This is a genomic window from Halomonas hibernica, assembly GCF_013183775.1.
In the GTDB taxonomy this organism is placed as follows: domain Bacteria; phylum Pseudomonadota; class Gammaproteobacteria; order Pseudomonadales; family Halomonadaceae; genus Vreelandella; species Vreelandella citrativorans.
This window is the reverse complement of record NZ_VIFN01000003.1, coordinates 118,752-142,464: the sequence shown is the minus strand read 5'-3', so window position 1 is coordinate 142,464 and position 23,713 is coordinate 118,752. Positions and strand designations below refer to the sequence as shown.

Here is a 23,713-nt window from a genome sequence, read left to right as displayed (position 1 = left end):
CTAAGTGATGAGCGAATGGGGCAGGCCAGGAAGAAGCCAGGGGCGTCAGGCGGTCGTTTTCAGAAAAGAGTTAACGAGTTTTGTGCTTTTGAGCCGAAATCCTCTAGGATAAACGCTTTTTTTACACCAGAAGGATAGTCATGGCGTCTTCCGAGCAACCTCGCATCCAGTGGCTGGGCCGCTGGGGGTTCGTGCTCGCCGCTACCGGTTCGGCGGTAGGGCTGGGCAACATCTGGAAATTCCCGTATATCACCGGCGAGTATGGCGGTGGCGCGTTTGTGCTTGTCTATCTGGCGTGCATTTTTGCGGTGGGCGTGCCGGTAATGATGAGCGAAATCGCTTTCGGGCGGCGCGGGCGCGGCAGCCCCATTGATGCGATTCGTCGAGTGGTTAACGAGTCCGGTCGCTCATCGGCGTGGTCGCTGCTTGGCTGGATGGCCATGCTGTGCGGCTTTTTGATTCTGTCGTTCTACGTGGTCGTGGCAGGCTGGTCGTTTTCTTATCTGTGGAAGATGTTAACCGGTGGCCTGGTGGGCACCAGCGTTGACGACATGGCCGCCGTGTTTGGGGAAAACAACGCCAACCCGCTCAGCCTGGGCTTCTGGAGCACGCTTGTTACGCTGGTGACCATGATTATTGTGGGCAAAGGCGTTCAGGAGGGGATCGAGAAAAATGTCAGTTGGATGATGCCAGGCCTGGTCATCATGCTGATACTGCTGATTGTGTACGGCGTGTTTTCCGGTGGCTTTGGTGATGCGGTACGCTTTTTGTTCTCCTTCAAGGCGGGGAGCCTCTCGAGTGAAGGGATGTTGGCCGCGCTTGGCCATGCGTTCTTTACCTTATCGCTTGCCTCGGGTGCCATTCTTACTTACGGAAGCTATCTGCCCAAAGGCGCCTCCATTGGGCGTACCACCATTAGCGTCGCCATTGCCGATACGGCCGTTGCCTTGATGGCGGGGCTGGCGATCTTCCCGGTAATTTTTGCCAATGGCATGGACCCAGGTGAAGGCCCCGGGCTTATCTTTATGAGCTTGCCGCTGGCGTTCCAGGCCATGCCGCTGGGTACGCTGTTTGGGATTCTGTTTTTCGCCATGCTCTCCATGGCCGCGCTGACATCGTCCATTTCGATGGTCGAGGCGACCGTTTCCTGGCTCTGCGACAACAAGGGATTCTCACGCCGCAGTGCTGCGTGGAGCACGGGGATTGTTCTTTGGCTGATTAGTACCGCTGCCATGCTCTCCTTTAACCTGGGCGCTGATTGGACGTTGGCAGGCAAGACCTTCTTTGACTGGCTGGACTACATCACTTCACGCTGGATGATGCCGCTGGGTGGGTTAGGCACCGTCATACTGGCAGGCTTTGTCCTGAAGAGTGAAACGTTCCGCGACGAGCTAGGACTCTCGCCCCTGCCCTATACGCTATGGCTTGCCATGGTGCGTTATGTTAGCCCGCTGGGTATTTTGGTTATTTTCGCTGATGCATTAGGGCTGTTTACCGTTACCTTTTCAGTTCATTGGCCGTGGTTGTTGGCTATCCTGCTGATCATGATGGCGTTGGGTGAGTGGTTGAGTCCTCGCCTGCGTCAGGCGTTAACGACACGCTAACGGATTCTCCCCAGCCAACGCTGTTGCTGAGCAATGAGTGACGGCTCATCCAGCGGCGTTTGGCAGGTGATTTGAGTCTCTTCCTGAGATCGTAGTTGAGATAGGAGTTGAGATCGTAATTGAGATAGCAGTGGTTACTTGCGTAAAGCAGATTGCTTGATAGCACCAGGGTGAGTGCCTGCCTTCATCAGCTCATCCCAGCGTGTGGTGTAGCGGCCTGAGCGGTGCCCGCAGCGTAGCTGCCAGGCGGCATCGGCATCCGTCATGCCAAAGCTGATGGTGCCTTGCCCCATGCGCTGATTGATATTATCCAGGGTGGCCATTAAGTAAGGGTATCGGTTCCGCGGCGGTTGATGTAGCAACGAGAGCTGGTGCTGCTCGGCATCAACCAGGTCCAATAGCATCACACCTGCCTTCATAAACCGGTAGCCTGGTCGGTAAACCTGTTCAACCCCTTGGTGAACGGCCTCAAGAATTGTGCGCGTATCGTCGCTGGGTGAGGGCAGGGGCACCATGGTGTGAGGAAAATACTGGGGTTGGTCTCGGCGGTGGCGGTTGGTGTTTAAAAAAATCATCACGGCTCGCGTTAGGCTGCGCTGCTGACGGAGTTTTTCGGCGCTGCGCTGGGCATGTTGGCGTAACGCGTTATGTACTTCTGTTTTACTGCCGGTTGATTGGCCGAATGAGCGCGACGTCATAATGCGGTGGCGCGGTTGATCCAGCGCATTCATCTGCAGGCAGGGCGTACCGCGCAGCTCCAGCGCCGTGCGGGCCAGCACTACCGAAAAATGTTTGCGCAGTAGCCGAAGGTCAGCCTCACGTAAGTCCCAAGCGGTATTAATATTACTGATCGCTAACCGCTCAGCAATCCGGCGCCCAACGCCCCATACGCTGCCCACCGGTGTCTGTTTAAGCAGGGCGGTCGTTGCCGCATCTTTTCCCGTTAGCAGGCACACACCTTGATAGTGAGTCGCCTGCTTGGCCAAGTGGTTGGCAAGCTTCGCCAGCGTATGCGTAGGGGCCAGCCCGACGCATACCGGCAGGCCTAAATGACGCCGAATCCGCCGACGCAGCCATTCGCCCAGGGTTTGGCACTGCTGGTTGCTGAACGCCTCCAGGTAAATAAACATTTCATCAATGGAGTACGGCGACACGGCTGGGCAGGTATCACGCAGTAGCTGGCACAGCCTGGCCGACATATCGCCATACAGCTCATAGTTGGATGACTTGAGGTAAATGTCACCACGCTTACGCAGGCTTTCGAGCTTAAACGATGGCATGCCCATGGGGATGTCCATGGCTTTCATCTCGGCAGAGCGGGCGATGATACAGCCGTCGTTGTTCGACATAACGCCAACCGGTTTGCCTTCCAGCGCAGGATCAAACACACGCTCACAACTGACGTAAAAGTTGTTGGCATCGACCAGGCCGATCATCGGACATACTCATGAATGACGGCACGCACTACTCCCCATAGCTGGCACTCGGTGCCTTCCAAAGGAAGCGGCGGGTAGTGAGGATGCGCGGAGCAGAGATGCGGCGTATTTTGGTAGAGGGCGTAGCGCTTAATCAGCACTTCCTCTTCAAACATGGCAACCAGAATGTGCCCTAGCCGAGGCTTAATGCTGCGATCAACGACCAGCAGGTCGCCATCAAAAATCCCCCAGCCTTCCATGCTGTCACCAGCGGCGGAAAGGTAGAACGTCTGGGTAGGGTTTTTAATTAACCGCGTGTTGAGATCAAGCGTACGCGGTTCATAATCCTGCGCTGGTGATGGAAAGCCGCTAAAGCCCGCACGGCCTTGTAACGATGAAAAAGGCAGCGGCTGAGACGTTAACGGCAAGGTGGGCACGAGCGTCGATGGAGGCAACGACATCGTCGGCATCCTCACTGAATATAATGTGTATGTATATACAGTATTTATTCGTGAGGTTTAAATTGCAAGCGTTGAACGGCGATTAGGCAAGCCTAGCGCGCTAGCCACAACCCCACGACGATGGCACTAACAACAGCAATAAAAAAAACAAGGTTACGGGCGCGTGTATCGCGGCGTGGTTTCATGGCAGCACCATTAGCAAGGGTTGGGTAAAAGCGACAGAAGAATTGCGCCTGGCATGGTAACGTTTGTTACTGATACCGTCATCCAGACATTGCCTGAACGCTGAATTCAGGAACATTAAAGGCGTCGCGTTATTTGCCAACGAGATGGCCGCTTCATCAGGAAAACAACCTATGTGTGAACCGACCCTCCAACCCGCGTCTCGACACTCCGCGCAGCCGCTGGTGCTTGCGCAAGGGCGCTTGGCCGCACTGGGCTGGGGCCGCGTGGATGCACCTGTCTGGCTGGCGCTACACGGCTGGCTGGATAACGCGGCAAGCTTTAGCCGCTTGGCACCGCTTTTGGCAGATGCGCTGGATATCCGCGTGGTAGCCATTGATTTTCGTGGCCATGGGCACTCCCAGCACGCCGCTTTCGGAAGCGACTATGCGTTGTGGGATTACTGCCACGATGTGCTTGATGCGCTGGACGCGCTGGGTATTGAACAGGCATCTTTACTGGCCCACTCCATGGGCGCGGCGGTTGCCTGCCTACTGGCCGCCGCCATGCCAGAGCGTATTGCCCGGTTAACCTTGATTGACGGGCTGGGGGCGCTGAATACGCCTGCGGAAGAAACTGCCAGCCAGTTGCGCAAAGGGCTTATTGCCCATCGTCGCCCGCTTTCCCGCCCACCACGCTATGCTGATATCGAAAGTGCAGTTGCCGCGCGGGTAGCCGGTGGCGTCACCACGCTGGATAGCGTAACGGCGATGCCGTTGGTTGAGCGTAATACGCAAGCAACTGCCGATGGCTATCTACAAATGCGTACGGATAGTCGACTGCTAAAACCCTCTCTGGTGCGCTTTACCCCTGAGCAGGTACTGGCTCTGTTAGCGTGTATTCAGGCGCCGGTACTACTGATTGAAGGCGAGCAGGGTATTTTAGGAAAGCGTGCCTGGGCCGAGCAGGCGCGCTTGGCGGTTAATGATCTGACCCGCCATGTGTTGCCTGGCGGGCATCATCTGCATTTGGAATCTAAAGCGGTTGCCGCTGTGGCGGAACTCGCCACCGCCCACTGGGAGGCAGCCGTGTAAAGCGGTTATACGGTCGGCTCAAGAGCAATAGGAATAGCCAATGAATCAACTGACGCACGCGGGTAGCGGGAAAAAAGTGGCTTTGGTGTTGGGCAGTGGCGGGGCGCGCGGTTATGCCCATATCGGTGTCATTGAAGCCCTGGAGGCACGAGGCTTTGAGATTATTTCAGTGGCGGGATGCTCCATGGGCGCCCTGATTGGTGGCATCTACGCTTCTGGCAAACTGCCCGAGTATCGCGAGTGGGTCTGTAATCTCGATTATCTGGATGTGCTAAAGCTGGTGGATGTGACTTGGAGCCCGATGGGTGCCATGCGCGCCAATAAGGTGATGAGTAAGTTGGATGCGTTGGTAGGCGATGTGCTCATTGAGGATTTGCCTATTCCGGTGACAACGGTGGCGACTGACCTGGTTCGCCAGCGCGAAGTGTGGTTTCAAAATGGCCCGTTACTGCGCGCCATTCGTGCCTCTATCGCCATTCCAGGCGTCATTACGCCGGTCAATGTTGGTGACCAGGTGCTGGTTGATGGCGGGCTGCTTAATCCGCTGCCTATCATGCCGGTTATTTCTGCCCACGAAGCAGACCTGGTGATTGCGATTAACGTAACAGCACATAGCCCGCAGCCGGTATCGTTGGAAGAACTCCTGCCCCGTGAGCACGAGGAAAATGATAGCCGAACGGCGCAAGAGCGCGACCGTGATGAAAAAATTGGCGGCTGGATGAGTGATGTGCGCCAAGCCACCCTGCGTTTATGGGAGGGGCTTGGCAGTAGCGAAGAGGACAGCAGCGTGGAAGCTGGCGCTGAAGAGAGCGTTGAGACGCGAGGCAAGCGCGAGTGGAGCAAGCTCGATATGATTTTAGAGTCGTTTGATATTACCCAAGCGGCCCTGGCAAAATACAAAATTGCCGGTTATCCGCCCGATATATTGATCGAGATTCCCAAGACAGTATGTAGCACGTATGAGTTTCATCGCGCCAAAGACTTGATCCGCCTGGGGCGGCACTTGGCCGATGAGGCGCTGGAGCGGCGCATGCCCAGCATTGCCTCGGATGCGGCAGAGTGAGGCAGCGAGCCACTGGAAAAGTGCCAGTAGAGCAGTGAAGAGAGTGGTTGAGCGGCGTTACGCCCCGCGCTTACGCAGCAATATATAGACTGCTCCGGTGCCGCCATCAATATCAATGGCTGAGCAAAAGGCCAGCACCCCCGGCCATTCGCGTAACCAGGTATTGGTGTGGCTCTTAAGCACCGGAAAATCTGAAGTGGTGCCCCACGCCTTGCCGTGAACCACCAGCACGCAGCGCAGCCCTTGGCTTGATGCATCGCGCAAGAAGCTTTCAAGCTCCGCGCGGGCTTCTTCAAGCGTGTAGCCGTGCAGGTCAAGCCCCGCCTGCCACTCGGTTTGGCCACGCTTTAACTGGCTGAAGGTACGCCAGGGTAAATCGGGCACGCTAAACTCAAGGTACTCAGACGGGCGCACGGCCTCGACCCGGCCATCCGATGTGCGGCCGCTGGCTTGTACTGTGCTGTTTTGAACCGCCGCATTACGCCGTGCCTGTTGGGCTTCATCATTGCGCTTGGGCTTGCCGGGGTCGGCTTGATTATGTGCAATACGGCGTACGCCCGCTGCTTGCAGCGCCTGGCGAAAAGCGCTGATATCGTCATCGTTGGGCAGGTGGCGTCGCGTCATATCAAGCTCAAAGTGTGAAAAGGAAGAAAGAGTAAAACAAGAAAGCATATAAAGTGCCGACAGTATAGCGAGCTGAGCGGCGCTGTGAACCGGGCGGCGTCAAAGGTACAATCTTTACAGGTACAATCTTTTCTTTATCAATGAGTGTAGCCGCATGTGGCTGCATGGATGGTTTTCGTTTATCAGGAGTCGCTGTGACCACGCACCTCAATGCTGAGACCTCTCACTCAACCCTTTCGTTGCCGGATACGGCGTTGGTGAGCGATCTTTTTACACTACGCGACTATCTGCGCTGGGTATCCAGCGAGTTCTATCTGGCTGGACTGCACTATGGCCACGGCACCGAGTCTGCCTGGGATGAAGCCGTTGCGCTCTGCCTGGGGGCACTTCATCTGCCCTGGAACGTCGACCCCGCCGTTTTGGAAGCACGGCTTTTGCCTGTTGAGCGCCAGCGTATTATCGCCCTGACCCGGAAGCGGGTAGCCAGCCGCCAGCCATTGCCGTACCTGCTGGGCGAGGCCTTTTTTGCAGGCCACCCCTTCAATGTTGATGAGCGAGTGCTGATTCCGCGTTCGCCGATTGCCGAGCTGATCGAAGACGGTTTTTCGGCCTGGTTCCCGGAAGAGCCGCCGGAGAGCGTGCTGGATTTATGCACCGGCTCTGGTTGTATCGGCATTGCAACCGGCCTTTATTTGCCTACCTGCGAAGTGACGCTTGCCGATATTAGCCAAGATGCGCTGGCCGTCGCCCGAGAAAACATTACCCGCCATGACGTGGGTGACCGGATACGGGCGGTCGCCTCGGATGTATTTGACGGGCTGGAAGGCCAGCGCTTTGACCTGATTGTTTCCAACCCGCCCTACGTCGATGCGCGTGATTTGGCTACCATGCCCGCCGAGTTCCGCCATGAGCCCGCACTGGCACTGGGTGCCGGTAAAGATGGCCTGGATATTGTGCGGCGTATTTTGCGCGAGGCGCGCAGCCATTTGAGCGATACAGGTTGGCTGATTGTCGAAGTGGGCAATTCTGACCGCCATGTGGAGGCTGCGTTTCCCGACGTGCCTTTCCTGTGGCTTGACTTCGAGCGCGGCGGCCAAGGCGTATTTGCTTTGAGCGCCGATGAACTCGACGCCCATGCGGCGTCTTTTGCGTAAGGAATGAACGCCCATGTCTGGCAATAGTTTTGGCAAGCTGTTTACCGTTACCACCTTTGGAGAGAGCCATGGCATTGCGCTGGGCGCCATTGTAGATGGTTGCCCGCCGGGGCTTGCGCTGTGTGAAGAGGATTTACAGCGCGACTTGGACCGTCGTCGCCCAGGTAGCTCTCGCCACACCACGCAGCGCAAAGAGCCTGATCAGGTGAGGATTTTATCGGGCGTGTTTGAGGGCAAAACCACCGGCACCTCGATTGGCCTACTGATCGAGAATACCGACCAGCGCTCCAAGGACTACTCGAAAATCAAGGAGCAGTTCCGGCCCGCCCATGCGGACTACACGTACCACCATAAATATGGCCACCGTGACTATCGGGGCGGCGGCCGCTCAAGCGCCCGCGAAACGGCCATGCGGGTAGCCGCGGGTGCTATCGCCAAGAAGTACCTGGCCGCCCAGGGCGTACAAATTCGTGGCTATATGAGCCAGCTGGGCCCCATCAAGATTGAGTTTAAGCAGTGGGAGGCCGTCGAGCAGAATGCGTTTTTCTGCCCCGATCCCGCCAAAGTAGCCGAGCTTGAAGCGTATATGGATCAGCTGCGCCGTGACCAGGATTCCGTCGGTGCCGAGATTACCGTGGTCGCTGAGGGCGTTCCGGTCGGGCTGGGTGAGCCGGTGTTTGATCGCCTGGATGCTGAGCTGGCGCACGGTTTGATGAGTATTAATGCGGTAAAAGGTATTGAGATTGGTGCGGGTTTTGAATCCGTTGCCCAGCGCGGTAGTGAACACCGCGACGAGATGACGCCGGAAGGCTTCTTGTCCAATCATGCCGGTGGCATATTGGGCGGTATTTCCAGTGGGCAACCGATTGTGGCCAGGCTGGCGCTTAAGCCGACCTCCAGCATTACGACGCCTGGGCGTTCCATTGATGTTAACGGCCAGCCGGTCGAGGTGATTACCAAAGGTCGCCACGACCCTTGCGTGGGGATTCGCGCCACGCCGATTGCCGAAGCCATGATGGCGATTACATTGCTTGACCACTGGCTGCGCCAGCGTGGGCAAAACGGTGAGGTTAGCGTTGATACACCCCGTTTAGCGCAGCGTTAAAGCGGCGTACGGCTTGGCGTAACGCTGCTACACTCAAGGAAGATGGCTGAGGAGTAACCCATGAAGATTAACGTTGAGTTTGATCTGACCCCGGATGAATTTCGTCAAGCATTGGGGCTTCCTGATGTAGAGGCATTCCAGCAAAGCCTGCTGGAAAATATTCAGCGGCAAATGGAGTCGGGTGCAGAAGGGTATGACCCCATGAGTTTGATGCGCCCCTTTTTGCAGCAGCCCATGATGCAGCAGGGGCTTTCTCAAGGGTTGGCCAACTTTGGAACTTACCAACAGATGATGTTGGATATGTTGCGCCAGGCAGGCAATGCCAGCAGTACCGCCCCTGATGATCAAGCGGCGGACAATGATGCGTCGAGCAGCGAGAGAGCGCCTAATGCCAAAGCAACGGCGTCCTCGCGTTCGCGTGGCAAGGGAAAAACCGAGTAATGTGGCGAGGTGCATAACGGCCAGTTAATGAGCGCCGTCATCCAGGGCTCTTGAAAACAGTGTTATTGAAAACAGTGTTATTGCAAAGCACCCGGTCAAGGATTACTCTTTTTGCAGTGCAGCAAATCACTTCGTAGGGGGGCGCGAAAGCGCCCACACTCTGAAACGGAAGAGGATTAGACACTATGCAAGACGATATGATGGACGCTTTTAACGCCCAGACCCGCCAAATGTTTGAGCCCATGCGCAAAATTAACTCGCTGATGCTCAACAACATGGAAAAAATGACCCAGTATCAACTGGAAGCCATGAAGCGCTATAGCCAAATGGGCACCGAGCGCATCCGCAGTGCCACCAGCATTCAAGATGCAGAAAGCCTGCGTGATTTCGGCACCCAGCAGGCTGAAATCATGAACGAGCTTTCCCAGCAAATGCAGGAAGACGCCCGTGCCATGGGCGAGATGAGCCTGCAGTTCAAAACGGAAATGGAAAAACTCTTCAGTGATGCCGGGCAGCAAATGACCGAGCAGGCGACTGCCGCCGCAAAAGGCCAACAGCCTGGTGCTTCTGGATCCGCCTCGAGCCAGTCTTCACGGAAAAAATAAGAAGTCGGCTAACTCACGGCGCCTCTAGGCGCCGTATTGTTATAAGGGGATTCAGTATGCAGGGGTGGAAACGACCATTGCACGACATGTTTCAGCAGGGAGTGTCTCAAGAAGACATTGAGGCATGGAATACGCAGCTGAAAGAGGCCGCTGAGCAGTATCAGGGGCTTATGCAGGATCTGCTGGCACGCATGGCCCCAAGTGAGGCGGCCGACTCGGTCTATAGCGATATGCGTAAAAGCTTCGAGGCGGGTGCGCAGGCATTAATGAATAACCCAACCTTGCTGTGGCAAACCCAAGCGCGCCTGCTGCAAGATCAGTGGCTGCTATGGCAGCAAAGCATGCGTGCTTTGTCTGGTGAGCAGGTCACACCGCTGATTACCCCCTCCAAAAGCGACCGGCGCTTTAAAGACGATGCCTGGACGCAAGACCCTCACTATGCGGCGATCATGCAGCAGTACCTGCTGTTTTCACAGGTAGTAGAAGAACTGATCGAAAGCCTTGAAGGCATGGATGACCTCCAGAAACGAAATCTGGGGTTTTATGCCCGTCAGCTCGTCAATGCCATGTCGCCCACCAATTTCGTTTCTACTAACCCTGAGGTGATGCGGCGAACGCTGCAAACCCGTGGGCAAAATCTGGTAGAAGGGCTATCTCGGCTGCGTGAAGACCTTGCCAACTCAGCGGAAGGCATCAATGTGTGTATGACCGAGCGCAATGCGTTTGGCATCGGGGAAAACATCGCGGTTACCCCTGGGGCAGTCGTGTATGAAAACGAGTTAATTCAACTGATTCAGTACACGCCCACCACTGAGAAGACCTTTAAAACTCCGCTGTTAATCGTGCCGCCCTGGATCAACAAGTATTACATCCTTGACCTGCGCCAGGACAATTCCATGGTCAAGTGGATGGTGGACCAGGGCCACACCGTATTTTTAATTTCATGGCGCAATCCTGGCCCTGAACAGCGTGACATTACTTGGGCCGATTACATGCAAATGGGGCCGATCAGCGCGATTAGCGCCATTGAGGATGCCTGCGGTGAGAAGTCGGTCAACCTGGTGAGCTACTGCGTGGGCGGCACCCTGACGGCTTCGACCGTTGCTTATCTAACAAGTACCCGCAAGGGGCGAAAGGTGAAGTCGGTCACCTACATGGCCACGCTGCAGGATTTTCGTGACCCCGGCGATATCGGCGTATTCCTGAACGAAGCCGTGGTGCAAGGGCTTGAGCAAACCATGCAGCTAAAGGGCTATCTGGATGGTCGTTCGATGGCTTACACCTTTAACCTGCTGCGTGAAAATGATCTTTTCTGGTCGTTTTATATCAATAACTACCTGAAAGGAGAGATGCCCGCCGCCTTTGACCTTCTCCACTGGAATACGGATGGCACGAACCTACCGGCGGGCACGCATGCCTGGTATTTACGCCATATGTATCTTGAAAACCGTTTGGTCGCGCCGGGGGGGATTGAGCTTGATGGCGTAAAAATTGATTTACGCAAAATCTCCACCCCCAGTTATTTCGTGTCGACCAAAGAGGACCATATTGCCAAGTGGAACAGCACCTATTATGGGGCGTTGCTGCCTAAAGGCCCCGTCACGTTTGTATTAGGTGGCTCGGGGCATATCGCCGGTATCGTTAATCCACCGCAAAAGAACAAGTACGGTTATTGGAGTAACGACGCACTGCCAGAAAGCCATGAAGCGTGGCTTGAAACAGCGGCGTTTAATGAGGGTTCCTGGTGGCCGCACTGGCAGGCATGGATGACACAGAATGGTTATGCGGATACCCAGAAAATGGTGCCCTCGCGCACACCCGGCGACGGTAAGCTTGAGGTGATTGAGTCAGCACCAGGGCGCTATGTAAAAATGACCATTCCTGACGTGCTAAGCGAACAGGGCAGCCTGTAAAGGCTGCTCCGATCATCCGGGTATTCTACAAAAAAACTATCCTTCTCATGTTTAAGCGAGGTGCTAACAATGCCGCCCACTACCCGTTACTCATTAGCCCCCGCGTTTAGCGCACAACACCGTCCTGGAAACAGTCCTGGCAATAACCATGGCGCTTGCTGCTGTGGTTCACCCGTTTTACAGCACTTTCATGAGCGCGTTATGGCAGAGATTGCTCGCCGCGAAATGCTGGGTGGGCCGGCAGCGGTCATGGCGCTGTTTGCAGGTGTACATACGCCACACGTGGTTGACCAGCCCTCAAAAGCGCATGACGGCCCTGTGCTACTCACCAACTTAAAGCTTTTTGATGGAAGTGGTGGCCCGTTGCGCGATGGGGTATCCGTTAAGGTAGAGGATGGGCGGGTCAGCGCTATTCTTGAAGGTAATGCTGGCGCCGAGTCCGGGGACGTTATCGACTGTGATGGGCGCGTGTTGATGCCTGGCTTAATCGATGCGCATTGGCACTCCACGCTAGCCGCTATTACACAGATGGAAGCCATGAGCGCGGATATTGGTTATATCCATTTGGTCGCCGCAAAAGAGGCCGAGCGAGCGCTGATGCGAGGGGTTACGTCGGTCAGAGATGTGGGAGGGCCGTCATTTGCACTGAAGAGAGCCATTGACGAAGGCATCGTGAACGGACCGCGGATATTTCCCTCAGGCGCCATGATTTCCCAGACATCCGGGCACGGTGATTTCAGAATGAGGCACGAATTGCCTCGTGGTAGTACAACCCCGCTAAGTTACACGGAGCAGCAAGGGGTCGCCATGATTGCTGACGGTGAAGCGGAAGTGCTTAGGCGCACGCGTGAGCAGTTGATGCTGGGGGCTTCTCAAATAAAGCTGATTGCGGGTGGTGGCGTCGCGTCATTTTATGATCCGCTCGATAGTACGCAGTTTAGCGAGCGCGAGCTTCGCGCAGCGGTTGAGGCAGCCGGTGACTGGGGCACGTATGTCATGGTTCATGTCTACACCTCCCGGGGTATTCAGCGTGCCCTACGGGCAGGCGTACGCTCAATTGAACATGGTCAGTTGGCAGATGAAGAGACCGTTCGAATGATGGCCGGTGAAGATGTGTGGTGGAGCCTTCAGCCTTTTCTGCAGGATGAAGATTCCAACGTTTACCCGGATGCAGCACGCCGAGAGTCTCAGCGGCAAGTTGCCGAAGGAACGGTTCGCGCGTATGAAATGGCCCAGCGATTTAACGTTAAAACTGGCTGGGGAACGGATATTCTCTTTAATCCCCAAAATACCCCCAACCAGCTGCATCACTTGGCTAAGCTAACGCGTTTCTACGACCCGTTGACCGCATTGGCAATGGCGACGGGGCGTAACGGGGAGCTACTTTCTCTCTCGGGGCCGCGTAACCCGTATCCGGGAGTGCTTGGGCGTATTGAGCCTGGCGCGCTAGCCGACCTGCTGGTCGTTGATGGTGACCCAAGCAAAGATCTTGATTTTCTTAAAGATCCAGAGCGTAACTTGCGCATGATTATGAAAGCTGGGCGTGTTTATAAAGATTGTTTGCAGCAATAGCTTGAAAAGATCGTTTATAAATATCGATTTTAAGTGCTTGAACGGTTGGTTGTTTATGTTGAATCAATCATGCACTGACCGCTTTTCCAGCCATTAATAAAAGAGTTGGTTTTAGAACCTTGTTGGTTTAAATGTTTCTAACGCGGTAGTTGGGATTTCAGCAGGCCCCACGTCTATTTCCGGGCTTAAGGAGATAGGCGTTGAACTCTTTTTAGGGGGCTATTCGTAACCGCCGTTCCTATGCTTCTGGGCGCCCCCTTTGTGGCAAACACAAACCGCGCCGCGTTCTCGCCTAATATCGGCAGGCCGAGGGTGCTGTCATAATGTCGCAGGAGGGTTGTAGAACACCTGGATGGCGCTATGGTAGCCAAAGATTCATAACGACATGCGATAGGCCAGTACGTGCGAGCTTGGCGCGTGTGCCGTTTAACCGTGTTTATTTAAAGGGAGCATCGAAGTAATGGCGAACAAGGCACTGAATGTCATGGCCCAACGAGTGACTCAGCGGCTGGCGTTAAGCGCGTTAGCACTGCTATTAACGGCAGGTGTTGCGCAGGCGCAGACGCTAGAAGTAAGCAATGCTCGGTTAAGCCTGCTGCCTGGTAACACGCCCGGTGCGGGTTACTTTGAGCTTTATAATGCGGGCGATGAAGCTGTCACGCTGGTGGGCGCTCAAAGCCCTGCCTTTGATAGTGTTGAAATACATGTTAGCTCCGAGCACGACGGTATGGCCCATATGCACGAACTTACATCGCTTGAAATTGCCTCAGGCGAGCGTTTTGAGTTTGCGCCTAAAGGTCATCATCTGATGTTTATGCGCCGCGTTGAGCCCTTAAACGTAGGTGATGACGTTGACGTGGTGCTTGAGTTTAGCGATGAACAGCAACTGCCCGTTACCTTTAATGTTGTCTCTCCAGCATCGATGTAAAGGCCAGGAATAGGAACCCTATATGTACAAGTTGTTGTTCGCCACGTTGGCGTCTCTTTTACTGGCTGGTTGTAGTGATCAGAGCTGGCGTACCACCGACGTTGCCGACATTATGCCGTCGCTTGATTTTTCACTGGTGGATGATAACGGCGACAGCGTCCAAGCGGATGAATATCTGGGTAAGCCAGCGCTTGTCTATTTTGGCTACACGTTTTGCCCCGATGTTTGCCCCATTACCCTGGCAAGATTAGGCGATGCGATCAGACAGCTGGATGATGAGACGCGCGACGAGGTTCAGGTGCTGTTTATTTCGGTCGACCCGGCGCGTGACACGCCCGAGGTGCTAAAACGCTATACCAATGCCTTTGGCCCTGAGTTTACTGGCTTGACCGGCGATAAAGCCGACATTGATGCGATCACCAACCGTTACCGCGTTGCTTACGAATACGGTGAAGAGAATGAGAATGGTGACTACCTGGTAACACACTCCAGCGCTGTTTTTGCCTTTGATCGAGAGGGGAATGCACAGTTCCTGGTGCGGGATAGCCACCCGATAACGGATGTTCAGGCGGATATCAAACGGCTGATAGAAAAAAGCTAACGCCGCTTGGAGTAGCCCCAGGGAGCTAAACAGGTAGTAGACGTAGGTAGAAAAAGTCTGTAGCAAAAAAGGGGCGACTGATGATCAGTCGCCCCTTTTTATATGCCGTTTACTTGGCTAATACCTGGCAACGAAAGCGATTTAGCAGACGGCAGAGAGGCCGCAGCGCGACTTGTACAGACGAGAGTTAATATCCAGTTCGATATTCTCACTGTCTTTATCGTAGAAAAAGGAGGCATAGCCATTGTCAGAAGAGGCTGTGCGATAGAGGCCGCAGATGCCATAACCATACTGCACTTCCTGCAGCTGCGAGAGCTCAATATCATGGGATGTCCCCAGCTTATTTGCCAGAGCGTGTTGAATGTCATCGCCAACATGGCTGTCAGACATAACCTGGCCACCGAAGATAGCGCCCGCCAACACGACAGTAAGCGCCAGCGGCATCACGACAAGTAGTAAAAAAGGACGAGATTTTAACATAGTGGTATTCCTATGCCAGCCAGAATCAAAAAAGTGCTCTATTGTAGCGTGTCATGTTGAAGGTTCCTATCGACCGCGACAACGTGTCAAGCGAAGGCCAGGTAGCAGCATTAGCCCCGCTAGTAGCCATGCAGGCCAGCTCCCGGTGCGGGTAAAAGGTGTTAACCCCTCCATCGCATAGAACTCACCCACTAACGCTGTCGTTTCAAACTGGGGCGCTTGAGCAACGATGCTTCCGTGGGCATCAATAATCGCTGTAACGCCGTTACTGGTGGCGCGTATTACATAGCGACCATTTTCAAGTGCTCTAAGTCGTGCCATTTGCAAATGCTGGAAAGGGCCAATGGAGGCGCCAAACCAGGTGTCGTTGGAAACCGTCAGCAGCACATCGCTGTCCTGAGCGCGACGCGCCACAAGCTGCGGATAGATGATTTCATAACAGATCGCGTTGCCCAGGCGAATGCCGGAGGCCTGCATGGGCGTCTGATGCGATGCGCCTTTGGTAAAGCTCGACATCGGCAGGTCAAAAAAGTCGATAGCACCGCGCAGCACGCTTTCAAGCGGTAGGTATTCGCCAAAGGGCACCAGGTGCTCTTTTTGATAACTGCCTTCAACGTTGCCAATGCCCACCACGCTGTTGTAGTAGCGGTTAGCCTCATCCAATTGAACGATGCCTGTCACCAAGGCAACGCCTGGCGGAAGGTTAGCCTGAACGCGCTCCAGGACCGGACGTGCCTGAGTTTCCGTCATGGGAAGTGCGGTTTCTGGCCAGATAATTATGTCAGCCTCATCGGCGACTTCAGCGGTCAGTCGGCTGTAGGTATTCGCTGCGATGCGCTGGCCGTCTGGCGTCCACTTTAGCAACTGCGGGAGGTTGCCCTGAAGTAAAGCAACCCGAGTCGGTGTGCTGGAAGGGGTGGTCCACTGTGCAGGCAAGGCCAGCGGTATCAGCCAGATCGCCAGTAACGGGGCCAGTGCCCACCACTGGCGGCGCAGAAGCACGTTAGCTGCCAGTGTGCCGCTAAGCACCACCAGCAGGGAAAGTAGGTAGACACCGCCAATTGGTGCCCAGCTTGCCAAGGGTGAATCGACATAGCCTGAGCCCATTAGTAGCCAAGGGAAGCCTGTGAACAGGTAGGTGCGCAGCACTTCACCCAGCACCCAGGCACCGGCAAACGTTAGCCATGCCAATCGGGGCGTGGTAAAGCGCCGGTAAAGCCAGAAAGTGCCCGCATAAAAAAGGGCCAGTACGGCGACAAAAAGTGCGGTCAGCAACGCTGCCAGCGGCACGCCGGTATAGCCGTAATCATGAATGGAGATATAGACCCATGAGGCGCCGCTGCCAAAGAGTGCAATGCCATAGAGCCAGCCTTTAAGCGCTGCCTGGGCGGGCGTTAAGGTATGAATCCCTACGTAAAGCAGGGCAATCGCTACCGGGCCAAGCCACCATAGTTCAAATGGTGAAGCGGTTAGCGTGGTAAAGCCGCCCGCAACCAGGGCCAGTAACAGTTGAAGCATAAAGGCGGGTGTTGGCCCCATGAAATATCCTGTCAATACGTGGTTAATCGGTAAGCTGCTAGTCGTTTTTTTGAGATTCGAGGCTCTCGCCATCGCTTTCACGATAGGCCTCTAATAAGCGGATGCGCCGGTTATCAGCATTCAAGATGACAAAGTGCCAGCCGCCGAAGCGAGTATGCTCGCTGCGCCCGGGCAAATGACCAAATTGCTGCATCACCAGGCCGCCCACGGTATCGAATTCATCATCAGAGAATTCGGTGCCAAAGCGTTCGTTAAAGTCTTCGATGGGGGTGAGGGCGCGAATAGCAAAGTGGCCGTTTTCCAGCGTGCGGATATCGTCCTCTTCGTCGGTATCGTGCTCGTCTTCAATATCACCCACGATTTGTTCCAGAATGTCTTCAATCGTAATAATGCCGGCAGTACCGCCATACTCATCTACCACAATGGCCATGTGGTTGTGCGTATCACGAAACTCTTTGAGCAGGCTGTTAAGCCGTTTCGACTCTGGAATAAACATGGCCGGACGGAGAACATCTTCCAGTTTGAAGGCGTCCCGGCTTTCCTGGGTTTGCGACAGTAAAGGAAGCAAGTCTTTTACCAGCAATATCCCTTTAACATCATCCAGATTCTCGCCAATCACAGGATAGCGGGAGTGACCGGTTTCCTGGATAAGCGGTAAATAGCCATCACGCGTTTGGTCCAGCGTTATGGCTGATACCTGAGAGCGGGGTATTAATACTTCTCGAACCTGTCGATCGCTAATTTCAAGCGCACCTTCAATAATCATGATGGCGTCCTGATCCAGCTTCAGTTTCCCAGCGGTATGGCGTAAAAACGTCATCAGTTCAGCGCGTGAACTGGGTTCGTCGGTATCTCCGGTAAGGGCGCCAAAGAGTTTCTCGAGCCAGGATTTTTGATTAGGATTGCTCGATCGGTCTTCGCTCATGCGTCAAATCTCTTGTTTACGGGGCAGACAGGTGTCGTAACGTGCCTAAATCTAGTATCAACAAAAAACAGGGTGCCAACAAGGCGGTGTCCCCCTGGTACAGGGCGCTATGTTGCACTATGCCTCTTGCCTTGCATCAATGAACGGTTTCTTCCCTGCACGTTGTCAGTGTCATGGCACATGGTAAGGGTCAGAGATGCCCAGCTCAGCAAGCAGCGTACGCTCTAGCTGCTCCATCTCTTCTGCCTCATTATCTTCAATATGGTCATAGCCCATTAAATGGAGCGTGCCATGAACGACCATGTGCGCATAGTGGTGCGTTAACGGCTTCTGTTGCTCGTCCGCCTCTTTTACCACAACGGCATGACAAATAATCAAATCGCCGAGCAGCGGTAGCGTGAGCCCCGGCGGGTTTTCAAATGGGAACGATAGCACATTGGTGGGCTTGTCTTTGCCGCGATAATCGCGGTTTAAGGCTTGGCTTTCTTGCTCGTCCACAAAGCGGATCGTAAGCTCTTGGCGCTCATCATCCGGGTGATGAGAAAACACACAGCCCACCCAGTGGGTGAGCTGTTCAAGCGTGGGCAGCAGCGGTTCATCAATAACGGCCTGTCGATCAATCACGATATTGTTCAACGTGATGTATCTCCCCATCGTTCCTGAGACTGTTCGCGCCCTTGAAGGCGTGCCTCGCGCTCTTGCTGGCGTACTTCACGGCGGGCACGCTCTTCCACTTCCTGCTGCGACTCGAATTCGTCGTAGGCTTCGATAATGCGCTGCACCAAGGGGTGACGTACGACATCCTTGGCGGCAAAGTGGGTAACGCCGATGCCTGGCGTATCTTTCAGTACGTCAAGTACCTGGGACAAGCCAGAGCGCTGCCCACGAGGAAGGTCGACCTGGGTGATATCCCCGGTGATCACGGCCGTTGAGCCAAAACCGATCCGGGTCAAGAACATTTTCATCTGCTCCGGCGTGGTGTTCTGGCTTTCGTCCAAAATGATGTACGAATTATTCAGCGTGCGACCGCGCATATAGGCCAGCGGCGCTATTTCAATCACTTGGCGCTCGATGAGCTTGGCCACTTGTTCAAAACCGATCATCTCGTACAGCGCGTCGTACAGCGGGCGCAGGTACGGGTCGATCTTTTGGGCTAGATCACCAGGCAAAAAGCCGAGTTTTTCACCCGCTTCAACCGCTGGGCGTACCAGTAAGATGCGGCGCACTTCCTGTTGGTTAAGCGCTTCAACCGCTGCTGCTACCGCCAGATACGTTTTGCCGGTGCCGGCTGGCCCGATGCCGAAGTTAATATCGTGCTCGCGGATGCTGGTGACGTAGCGCTGCTGGTTCAAGCCGCGCGGCTTGATCATGGTGCGCGGCGTGCGCATTACCACGTCATCGGGGCTGCCTTCTCCGTCCTGCTCGTCTTCTAGTGCTTCCAGGCCAGACTCTTGCAGGAACAGGTGCACGGTATCTGCCGAAAGATCATCCACCGCCGTTTCGCGGTAGAGGTGCTCAAGCACGTTAGCCGCCGCTTTGATGCGGTTGGCAGCACCGGCCAGCTGAAACATATTGCCCCGGTTGCGCAAAGTCACGTCCAAGCGGCTCTCAATCAGCTTTAGATGCTCGTCCTGCTGGCCACTTAAGCTGGCAAGCCGCTGTGGGTCATTGGGTTCAAGGCTTAGGGTGATAATGCGGTTGGCCTGAGGTGATGGCTGGCTCAAGAGTAGGAAATCCGTCAGTTAATGTGTGTAGACACCCAGCTTACTGCCCCAACCGGGGTTGGGGCAATTACCTAAGATAAGATAGCGATCAGTAACGCTCGGGGGAGACGAGCTCGCCGCGCAGCGAGTTGGGGAATGCCTCAGAGATCTCAACATCCACAAAGTAGCCGATTAGCTCGGTAGGGTTAGCCGCACGGAAGTTAACCACGCGGTTATTCTCCGTACGCCCAGAGAGTTGGCCGGGGTCTTTAGGTGAAAAGCCGGTGACCAGAATGCGCTGGGTAGACCCCACCATGCGGCGGCTGATCTGGGCCACATTCTGCAGAATGTGCTCTTGCAGAATCGCCAGACGCTGCTTCTTGACGCTTTCCGGGGTGTCATCCGGCAGGCCTGAGGCGGGGGTGCCTGGGCGCGCCGAGTACACAAAACTAAACGAGTGATCGAAGCCAATCCGGTGGATCAGATTCATCGTGGCTTCAAAGTCTTCCTCGGTTTCACCTGGGAAGCCGATAATGAAGTCCGATGAGAAGCTGATATCCGGACGGTTAGCGCGCACGCGCTCCATCTTCTCAATGTACTCTTCGGCAGTATGGCCACGCTTCATGGCGCTGAGAATCCGGTCGGAACCCGATTGCACCGGCAGGTGCAGGTGGCTGACCAGTTCCGGGATGTCTGCAAATGCATCCACCAGGCTGTCGGTGAACTCAACCGGATGCGAGGTGGTAAAGCGTATGCGGTCAATGCCATCTACTGCAGCGATGCAGGCAATCAGCTCGGCAAGATCAATTTCATCACCGTCGTCGTTGTCGCCTCGGTAGGCGTTAACGTTTTGGCCCAGCAGGTTGACTTCGCGTACCCCTTGATCGGCCAAGTGGATAACTTCATCCATCACCTTCTCAAACGGACGCGAGACCTCTTCTCCGCGGGTATAGGGCACCACGCAGAAGGTGCAGTATTTGGAGCAGCCTTCCATGATCGAGACAAAGGCCGTGGCGCCATCTGACTTGGGCTGGGGCAGGTGATCAAACTTCTCGATTTCCGGGAACGTTACGTCTACGGCGGCAATTTGATTGTTGCTGCGCGCATCCAGCATGGAGGGCACACGGTGCAGCGTCTGCGGGCCGAAAATCATATCCACGAAGGGCGCACGCTTACGCAGCGCATCGCCTTCCTGGCTTGCCACGCAGCCGCCTACGCCAATTACCAGGTCCGGGTTGGCGTCTTTTAGCTTTTTCCAGCGCCCCAGCTGATGAAACACTTTCTCCTGAGCCTTCTCACGAATTGAACAGGTGTTAAGAAGGATGACATCGGCTTCCTTCTCATTGTCGGTGAGTTCAAGCTGGTGAGATTCACCGAGTAGATCCGCCATACGGGAGGAGTCGTACTCGTTCATTTGGCAGCCGTGCGTTTTGATGAAGAGCTTCTTCGCCATCGGTACCTGTCGTCTATGGGTCGTCGGGGGACGAGGAATGAATGGGGTATCGTTTTAGCAGCGTAGGCTACTGTTGAATAATCCTATTATACGGGCACAAGAAACCGGGGGCTAGCATTCCCCGATAATCGATACTTGACCTTAATCCCTAAATCAGTATACTACGCACCGTGTTTGAGAAGTTCCTCGATAGCTCAGTTGGTAGAGCAAATGACTGTTAATCATTGGGTCACAGGTTCGAGTCCTGTTCGAGGAGCCAACACTTTACAGGTTGGTTCTGCTTAAAACACAATAGCTTAAGATGTTCCTCGATAGCTCAGTTGGTAGAGCAAATGACTGTTAATCATTGGGTCACAGGTTCGAGTCCTGTTCGAGGAGCCAAGCTGACTATTTTACTACCTGTTTCGGCATAGCCTGCTATAGGTAGCGCGTTATTCCTCGATAGCTCAGTTGGTAGAGCAAATGACTGTTAATCATTGGGTCACAGGTTCGAGTCCTGTTCGAGGAGCCATCTACTTGCCTTTTTAGATTCACAGTGTGCTTCTGTGCCTGGTTCTGAAAAGCGTGCTGCTTTCTAGCTCCCCTGATTTTTATTACCTCTTCAAACCTTTATTACCTCTTCAAACCTTTATCGTCTCCAGGACGTTATTAACCCCTGTAAAATTATTGGCCCCGCTGCCTAACGGTATTGGGTTGATTTCGTGTATCTGGCGGGTCAAAAGTCACGCGTAAAAAAACGCCGACCTAAAAGGTCGGCGTCATACAGCGATCAATGGTTATTTAGCGTGTCGCCATTCGCTGGGCCTGTTGAAATTGCGCGTAATCCAGCAGGATTTCTGCGGCTTCTAGTACGGGAGCGCGATCAGCGGGCATGCCTTCATCCTCTCCGTTTTCGTCAGCATCGTCACTGGGTTCGCTGCTTTCCAGGCGTGCATCCATCCACTCGTCTAGTTCTGGCAGTTTGAGTGCCCGGCGACGCTGGTTCTCTAGCGAAAGCTGCTCGGCCTCTTGGGCTTCAAGCTCACGCTGGCGCTGCTCGCGGTTCAGGCTCACGCTGGTGTGCTGCTCACGTAGCTGGCGGGCCAGCGTGGATTGGCGCTCAACATAGCGGAAGTTGGGGTTCTCTTTGGCGCGCGCTGCGTGTTGGGTGTTCAGTGTGTCTATAAAGGTTTCCGGCGTTCCGTAGCGACGATACTGAACATCTTGAACAGTATCCCAGCCAAGGGCGTTATCCAGGCTGCTTTCACCGATCCGTTCTGGGTCGATTAAGCTCGGGAAGCTAATGTCAGGCTCAACCCCACGATTTTGCGTGCTTTTACCGGTGATGCGGTAAAACTTGGCGCGGGTCAGCTTGATCTGCCCATGGCTTAGGTCGTTCAGCGTTTGTACGGTACCTTTGCCAAAGGTTGATGAGCCTACTACCAGGCCGCGACCATAATCCTGAATAGCGCCTGCAAAGATTTCTGAGGCAGAGGCGGAAAGGCGGTTAACCAGCACGGTCAGCGGACCATCGTAGAGTGTGCCTGCGTCGGTATCGCCGTATAGCTGAATGCGCCCTTGAGCGTCACGTACCTGTACGGTGGGGCCTCGGTCAATAAACAAGCCAATCAGCGAGTTAGCCTCTTGAAGCGCGCCGCCGCCGTTATTACGCAGATCCAGCACAATGCCTTCTACGCCTTGCTCTTTTAAACGCTCAACTTCACGGGCGACATCGCGTGTGGTGCTGCGATACTCCTCTTCGCCCGCCTGCCAGGCGTCAAAATCAACATAGAAAGTAGGAATGTTAATGACCCCAATGGGATGGGGTTCGCCGTCTCGCTCAACGTTGATCACTTCGCCATGGGCCGCCTGGTCTTCAAGGCTTACGGTATCGCGGGTGATCTCGACAATATGCGAGCGGGTCATGTCCACCGCTTGGGCGGGCACGATATCCAGGCGGACGACGGAGCCTTTGGGGCCACGAATCAAGTCAACGACGTTGTCCAGGCGCATGCCCACAACGTTGACCATTTCGCCCTCTTCCTGGCCAACCGCAATAATGCGGTCGGCAGGTTCCAGGACATCTGCACGGTCAGCGGGGCCGCCGGGCACCAGGCTTGCTACTTTCACGTATTCGCCATCGGCCTGCAGTAGCGCGCCAATGCCTTCCAGCGAGAGGCTCATCTGGATGTCAAAAGATTCGCTTTGGCGTGGTGAGAGGTAGCCGGTATGTGGATCAATCGTGCTGGTGACCGCTGCCATTATCAAGCCGAAGACATCTTCTGATTCAGTTTGGCGTAGACGACTAAGCTGGCCTTCATAGCGCTGGCGCAGGTTGTCGACTATCTGCTCGTCATCCTGGTCGGTAAGCGCGAGCGTTAGCGCGTCATTTTTTAACCGCTTGCGCCATAGCTCATCAAGTTCGCTCTCGCGGGTGGCCCAGGGAGCATTTTCGCGATCAACTTCCAAGCGCTCATCGCTATCAAAGCTAAACGATAGGCCTTCATCAAGACGTGCAAGCAGCCATTCAACCCGCGCAATATTACGCTCGCTTAGCTGGTTATAAAGCGCGTAAGCATCATCCAAATCGCCGTTAAAGAGTGCTTCAGCCATATCATTTTCATAATGGCGGTAGGGCACTATATCGCGATTTAGTAAATAAGCGCGTTGACCATCGAGGATATCCAGGTAGCGTTGGAAGGCCTCCTGTGACCACTGCTCATCAAACGTTATGTTGGCGTAGTGGCCGTAGCGGAGCGCATCCGCAATTTCTACTGCCGCTTGGCGTTGTTCGTCGGTCGGCGCAATTTGTGCCATAACTGCCGGGCTGGTAACGACCAGCATCACGGCAAGGGCGACCGAGCGCGAAAGCGTTGCAAACAAGCTCATCAG

Annotated in this window: 21 protein-coding genes and 3 tRNA genes; 14 read left to right on the top strand and 10 right to left on the bottom strand. The window is 54.8% G+C overall.

Features of this window, described 5'->3' with window-relative positions:
- Nucleotides 1–140: 140 nt before the first annotated feature.
- Complete coding sequence (locus tag FKN99_RS06690; RefSeq protein ID WP_172117150.1) at nt 141–1,604, top strand: sodium-dependent transporter; 1,464 nt, start codon at nt 141–143, stop codon at nt 1,602–1,604.
- A gap of 134 nt (nt 1,605–1,738) precedes the next feature.
- On the opposite strand, the gene FKN99_RS06685 is transcribed toward FKN99_RS06690, so the two are convergent.
- Entirely contained in the window at nt 1,739–3,040 is a 1,302-nt protein-coding gene (locus FKN99_RS06685) for a Y-family DNA polymerase (protein ID WP_172117149.1), read from the bottom strand.
- Nucleotides 3,037–3,480, bottom strand: a complete 444-nt coding sequence (locus FKN99_RS06680; protein ID WP_087106828.1) for a LexA family protein — start codon at nt 3,478–3,480, stop codon at nt 3,037–3,039. Before FKN99_RS06680 ends, FKN99_RS06685 begins: the two co-directional genes overlap by 4 nt.
- 356 nt (nt 3,481–3,836) lie before the next feature.
- Between FKN99_RS06680 and FKN99_RS06675 the strand changes: the two genes are divergently transcribed.
- Both FKN99_RS06675 and FKN99_RS06670 read left to right on the top strand, forming a co-directional pair.
- On the top strand, nt 3,837–4,736 hold the full coding sequence (locus FKN99_RS06675; protein ID WP_172117148.1) for an alpha/beta fold hydrolase: 900 nt from the start codon (nt 3,837–3,839) through the stop codon (nt 4,734–4,736).
- 40 nt (nt 4,737–4,776) lie between these two features.
- On the top strand, nt 4,777–5,799 hold the full coding sequence (locus FKN99_RS06670) for a patatin-like phospholipase family protein (RefSeq protein WP_172117147.1): 1,023 nt from the start codon (nt 4,777–4,779) through the stop codon (nt 5,797–5,799).
- A gap of 57 nt (nt 5,800–5,856) precedes the next feature.
- On the opposite strand, the gene FKN99_RS06665 is transcribed toward FKN99_RS06670, so the two are convergent.
- Nucleotides 5,857–6,423 carry a Smr/MutS family protein gene (locus tag FKN99_RS06665; protein WP_087106822.1) on the bottom strand — a complete coding sequence of 189 codons (567 nt, stop codon included), beginning with the start codon at nt 6,421–6,423 and terminating at the stop codon, nt 5,857–5,859.
- Between the two features lie 194 nt (nt 6,424–6,617).
- Between FKN99_RS06665 and prmB the strand changes: the two genes are divergently transcribed.
- The 8 genes from prmB to FKN99_RS06625 all read left to right on the top strand — a co-directional run bounded on the left by prmB (nt 6,618) and on the right by FKN99_RS06625 (nt 14,742).
- Nucleotides 6,618–7,577 carry a 50S ribosomal protein L3 N(5)-glutamine methyltransferase gene (gene prmB / locus FKN99_RS06660; RefSeq protein ID WP_172117146.1) on the top strand — a complete coding sequence of 320 codons (960 nt, stop codon included), beginning with the start codon at nt 6,618–6,620 and terminating at the stop codon, nt 7,575–7,577.
- Between the two features lie 13 nt (nt 7,578–7,590).
- Complete coding sequence (gene aroC / locus FKN99_RS06655; protein WP_172117145.1) at nt 7,591–8,682, top strand: chorismate synthase; 1,092 nt, start codon at nt 7,591–7,593, stop codon at nt 8,680–8,682.
- A 60-nt stretch (nt 8,683–8,742) separates the two neighbouring features.
- Nucleotides 8,743–9,123 (top strand): hypothetical protein, encoded by a 381-nt coding sequence (locus tag FKN99_RS06650; RefSeq protein WP_172117144.1) that lies wholly within the window; start codon nt 8,743–8,745, stop codon nt 9,121–9,123.
- A 185-nt stretch (nt 9,124–9,308) separates the two neighbouring features.
- A complete protein-coding gene (locus tag FKN99_RS06645) occupies nt 9,309–9,728 on the top strand; it encodes a phasin family protein (RefSeq protein ID WP_172117143.1) in 420 nt (139 codons plus the stop codon).
- Nucleotides 9,729–9,814: 86 nt separating this feature from the next.
- Entirely contained in the window at nt 9,815–11,641 is a 1,827-nt protein-coding gene (gene phaC / locus FKN99_RS06640; protein ID WP_172117314.1) for a class I poly(R)-hydroxyalkanoic acid synthase, read from the top strand.
- 69 nt (nt 11,642–11,710) lie between these two features.
- A complete protein-coding gene (locus FKN99_RS06635) occupies nt 11,711–13,213 on the top strand; it encodes a metal-dependent hydrolase family protein (RefSeq protein WP_172117142.1) in 1,503 nt (500 codons plus the stop codon).
- 460 nt (nt 13,214–13,673) lie between these two features.
- Nucleotides 13,674–14,141, top strand: coding sequence for a copper chaperone PCu(A)C (locus FKN99_RS06630; protein ID WP_172117141.1), 468 nt, complete (start codon nt 13,674–13,676; stop codon nt 14,139–14,141).
- A gap of 22 nt (nt 14,142–14,163) precedes the next feature.
- The gene (locus FKN99_RS06625) at nt 14,164–14,742 is read left to right on the top strand and encodes an SCO family protein (RefSeq protein WP_172117140.1); all 579 of its coding nucleotides are present in this window, start codon (nt 14,164–14,166) and stop codon (nt 14,740–14,742) included.
- A 141-nt stretch (nt 14,743–14,883) separates the two neighbouring features.
- On the opposite strand, the gene FKN99_RS06620 is transcribed toward FKN99_RS06625, so the two are convergent.
- The 6 genes from FKN99_RS06620 to miaB form a co-directional block, all read right to left on the bottom strand.
- Complete coding sequence (locus FKN99_RS06620) at nt 14,884–15,222, bottom strand: hypothetical protein (protein ID WP_172117139.1); 339 nt, start codon at nt 15,220–15,222, stop codon at nt 14,884–14,886.
- A 66-nt stretch (nt 15,223–15,288) separates the two neighbouring features.
- Nucleotides 15,289–16,761, bottom strand: coding sequence for an apolipoprotein N-acyltransferase (gene lnt, locus FKN99_RS06615; protein ID WP_172117138.1), 1,473 nt, complete (start codon nt 16,759–16,761; stop codon nt 15,289–15,291).
- Nucleotides 16,762–16,798: 37 nt separating this feature from the next.
- Nucleotides 16,799–17,686, bottom strand: coding sequence for an HlyC/CorC family transporter (locus tag FKN99_RS06610; protein ID WP_172117137.1), 888 nt, complete (start codon nt 17,684–17,686; stop codon nt 16,799–16,801).
- 171 nt (nt 17,687–17,857) lie between these two features.
- Nucleotides 17,858–18,322, bottom strand: coding sequence for an rRNA maturation RNase YbeY (ybeY, locus tag FKN99_RS06605; protein WP_172117136.1), 465 nt, complete (start codon nt 18,320–18,322; stop codon nt 17,858–17,860).
- Nucleotides 18,319–19,410 carry a PhoH family protein gene (locus FKN99_RS06600; protein ID WP_172117135.1) on the bottom strand — a complete coding sequence of 364 codons (1,092 nt, stop codon included), beginning with the start codon at nt 19,408–19,410 and terminating at the stop codon, nt 18,319–18,321. Before FKN99_RS06600 ends, ybeY begins: the two co-directional genes overlap by 4 nt.
- Nucleotides 19,411–19,498: 88 nt before the next feature.
- Nucleotides 19,499–20,842, bottom strand: a complete 1,344-nt coding sequence (miaB, locus tag FKN99_RS06595; protein ID WP_172117134.1) for a tRNA (N6-isopentenyl adenosine(37)-C2)-methylthiotransferase MiaB — start codon at nt 20,840–20,842, stop codon at nt 19,499–19,501.
- 183 nt (nt 20,843–21,025) lie between these two features.
- On the opposite strand from miaB, the gene FKN99_RS06590 reads away from it, so the two are divergent.
- The 3 genes from FKN99_RS06590 to FKN99_RS06580 all read left to right on the top strand — a co-directional run bounded on the left by FKN99_RS06590 (nt 21,026) and on the right by FKN99_RS06580 (nt 21,353).
- Nucleotides 21,026–21,101, top strand: a tRNA-Asn gene (locus FKN99_RS06590).
- A gap of 46 nt (nt 21,102–21,147) precedes the next feature.
- Nucleotides 21,148–21,223: transfer RNA gene (locus FKN99_RS06585), tRNA-Asn, on the top strand.
- A gap of 54 nt (nt 21,224–21,277) precedes the next feature.
- Nucleotides 21,278–21,353 (top strand) — tRNA-Asn (locus FKN99_RS06580).
- Between the two features lie 269 nt (nt 21,354–21,622).
- On the opposite strand, the gene FKN99_RS06575 is transcribed toward FKN99_RS06580, so the two are convergent.
- Nucleotides 21,623–23,710, bottom strand: coding sequence for a carboxy terminal-processing peptidase (locus tag FKN99_RS06575; RefSeq protein ID WP_172117133.1), 2,088 nt, complete (start codon nt 23,708–23,710; stop codon nt 21,623–21,625).
- Nucleotides 23,711–23,713: the final 3 nt, after the last annotated feature.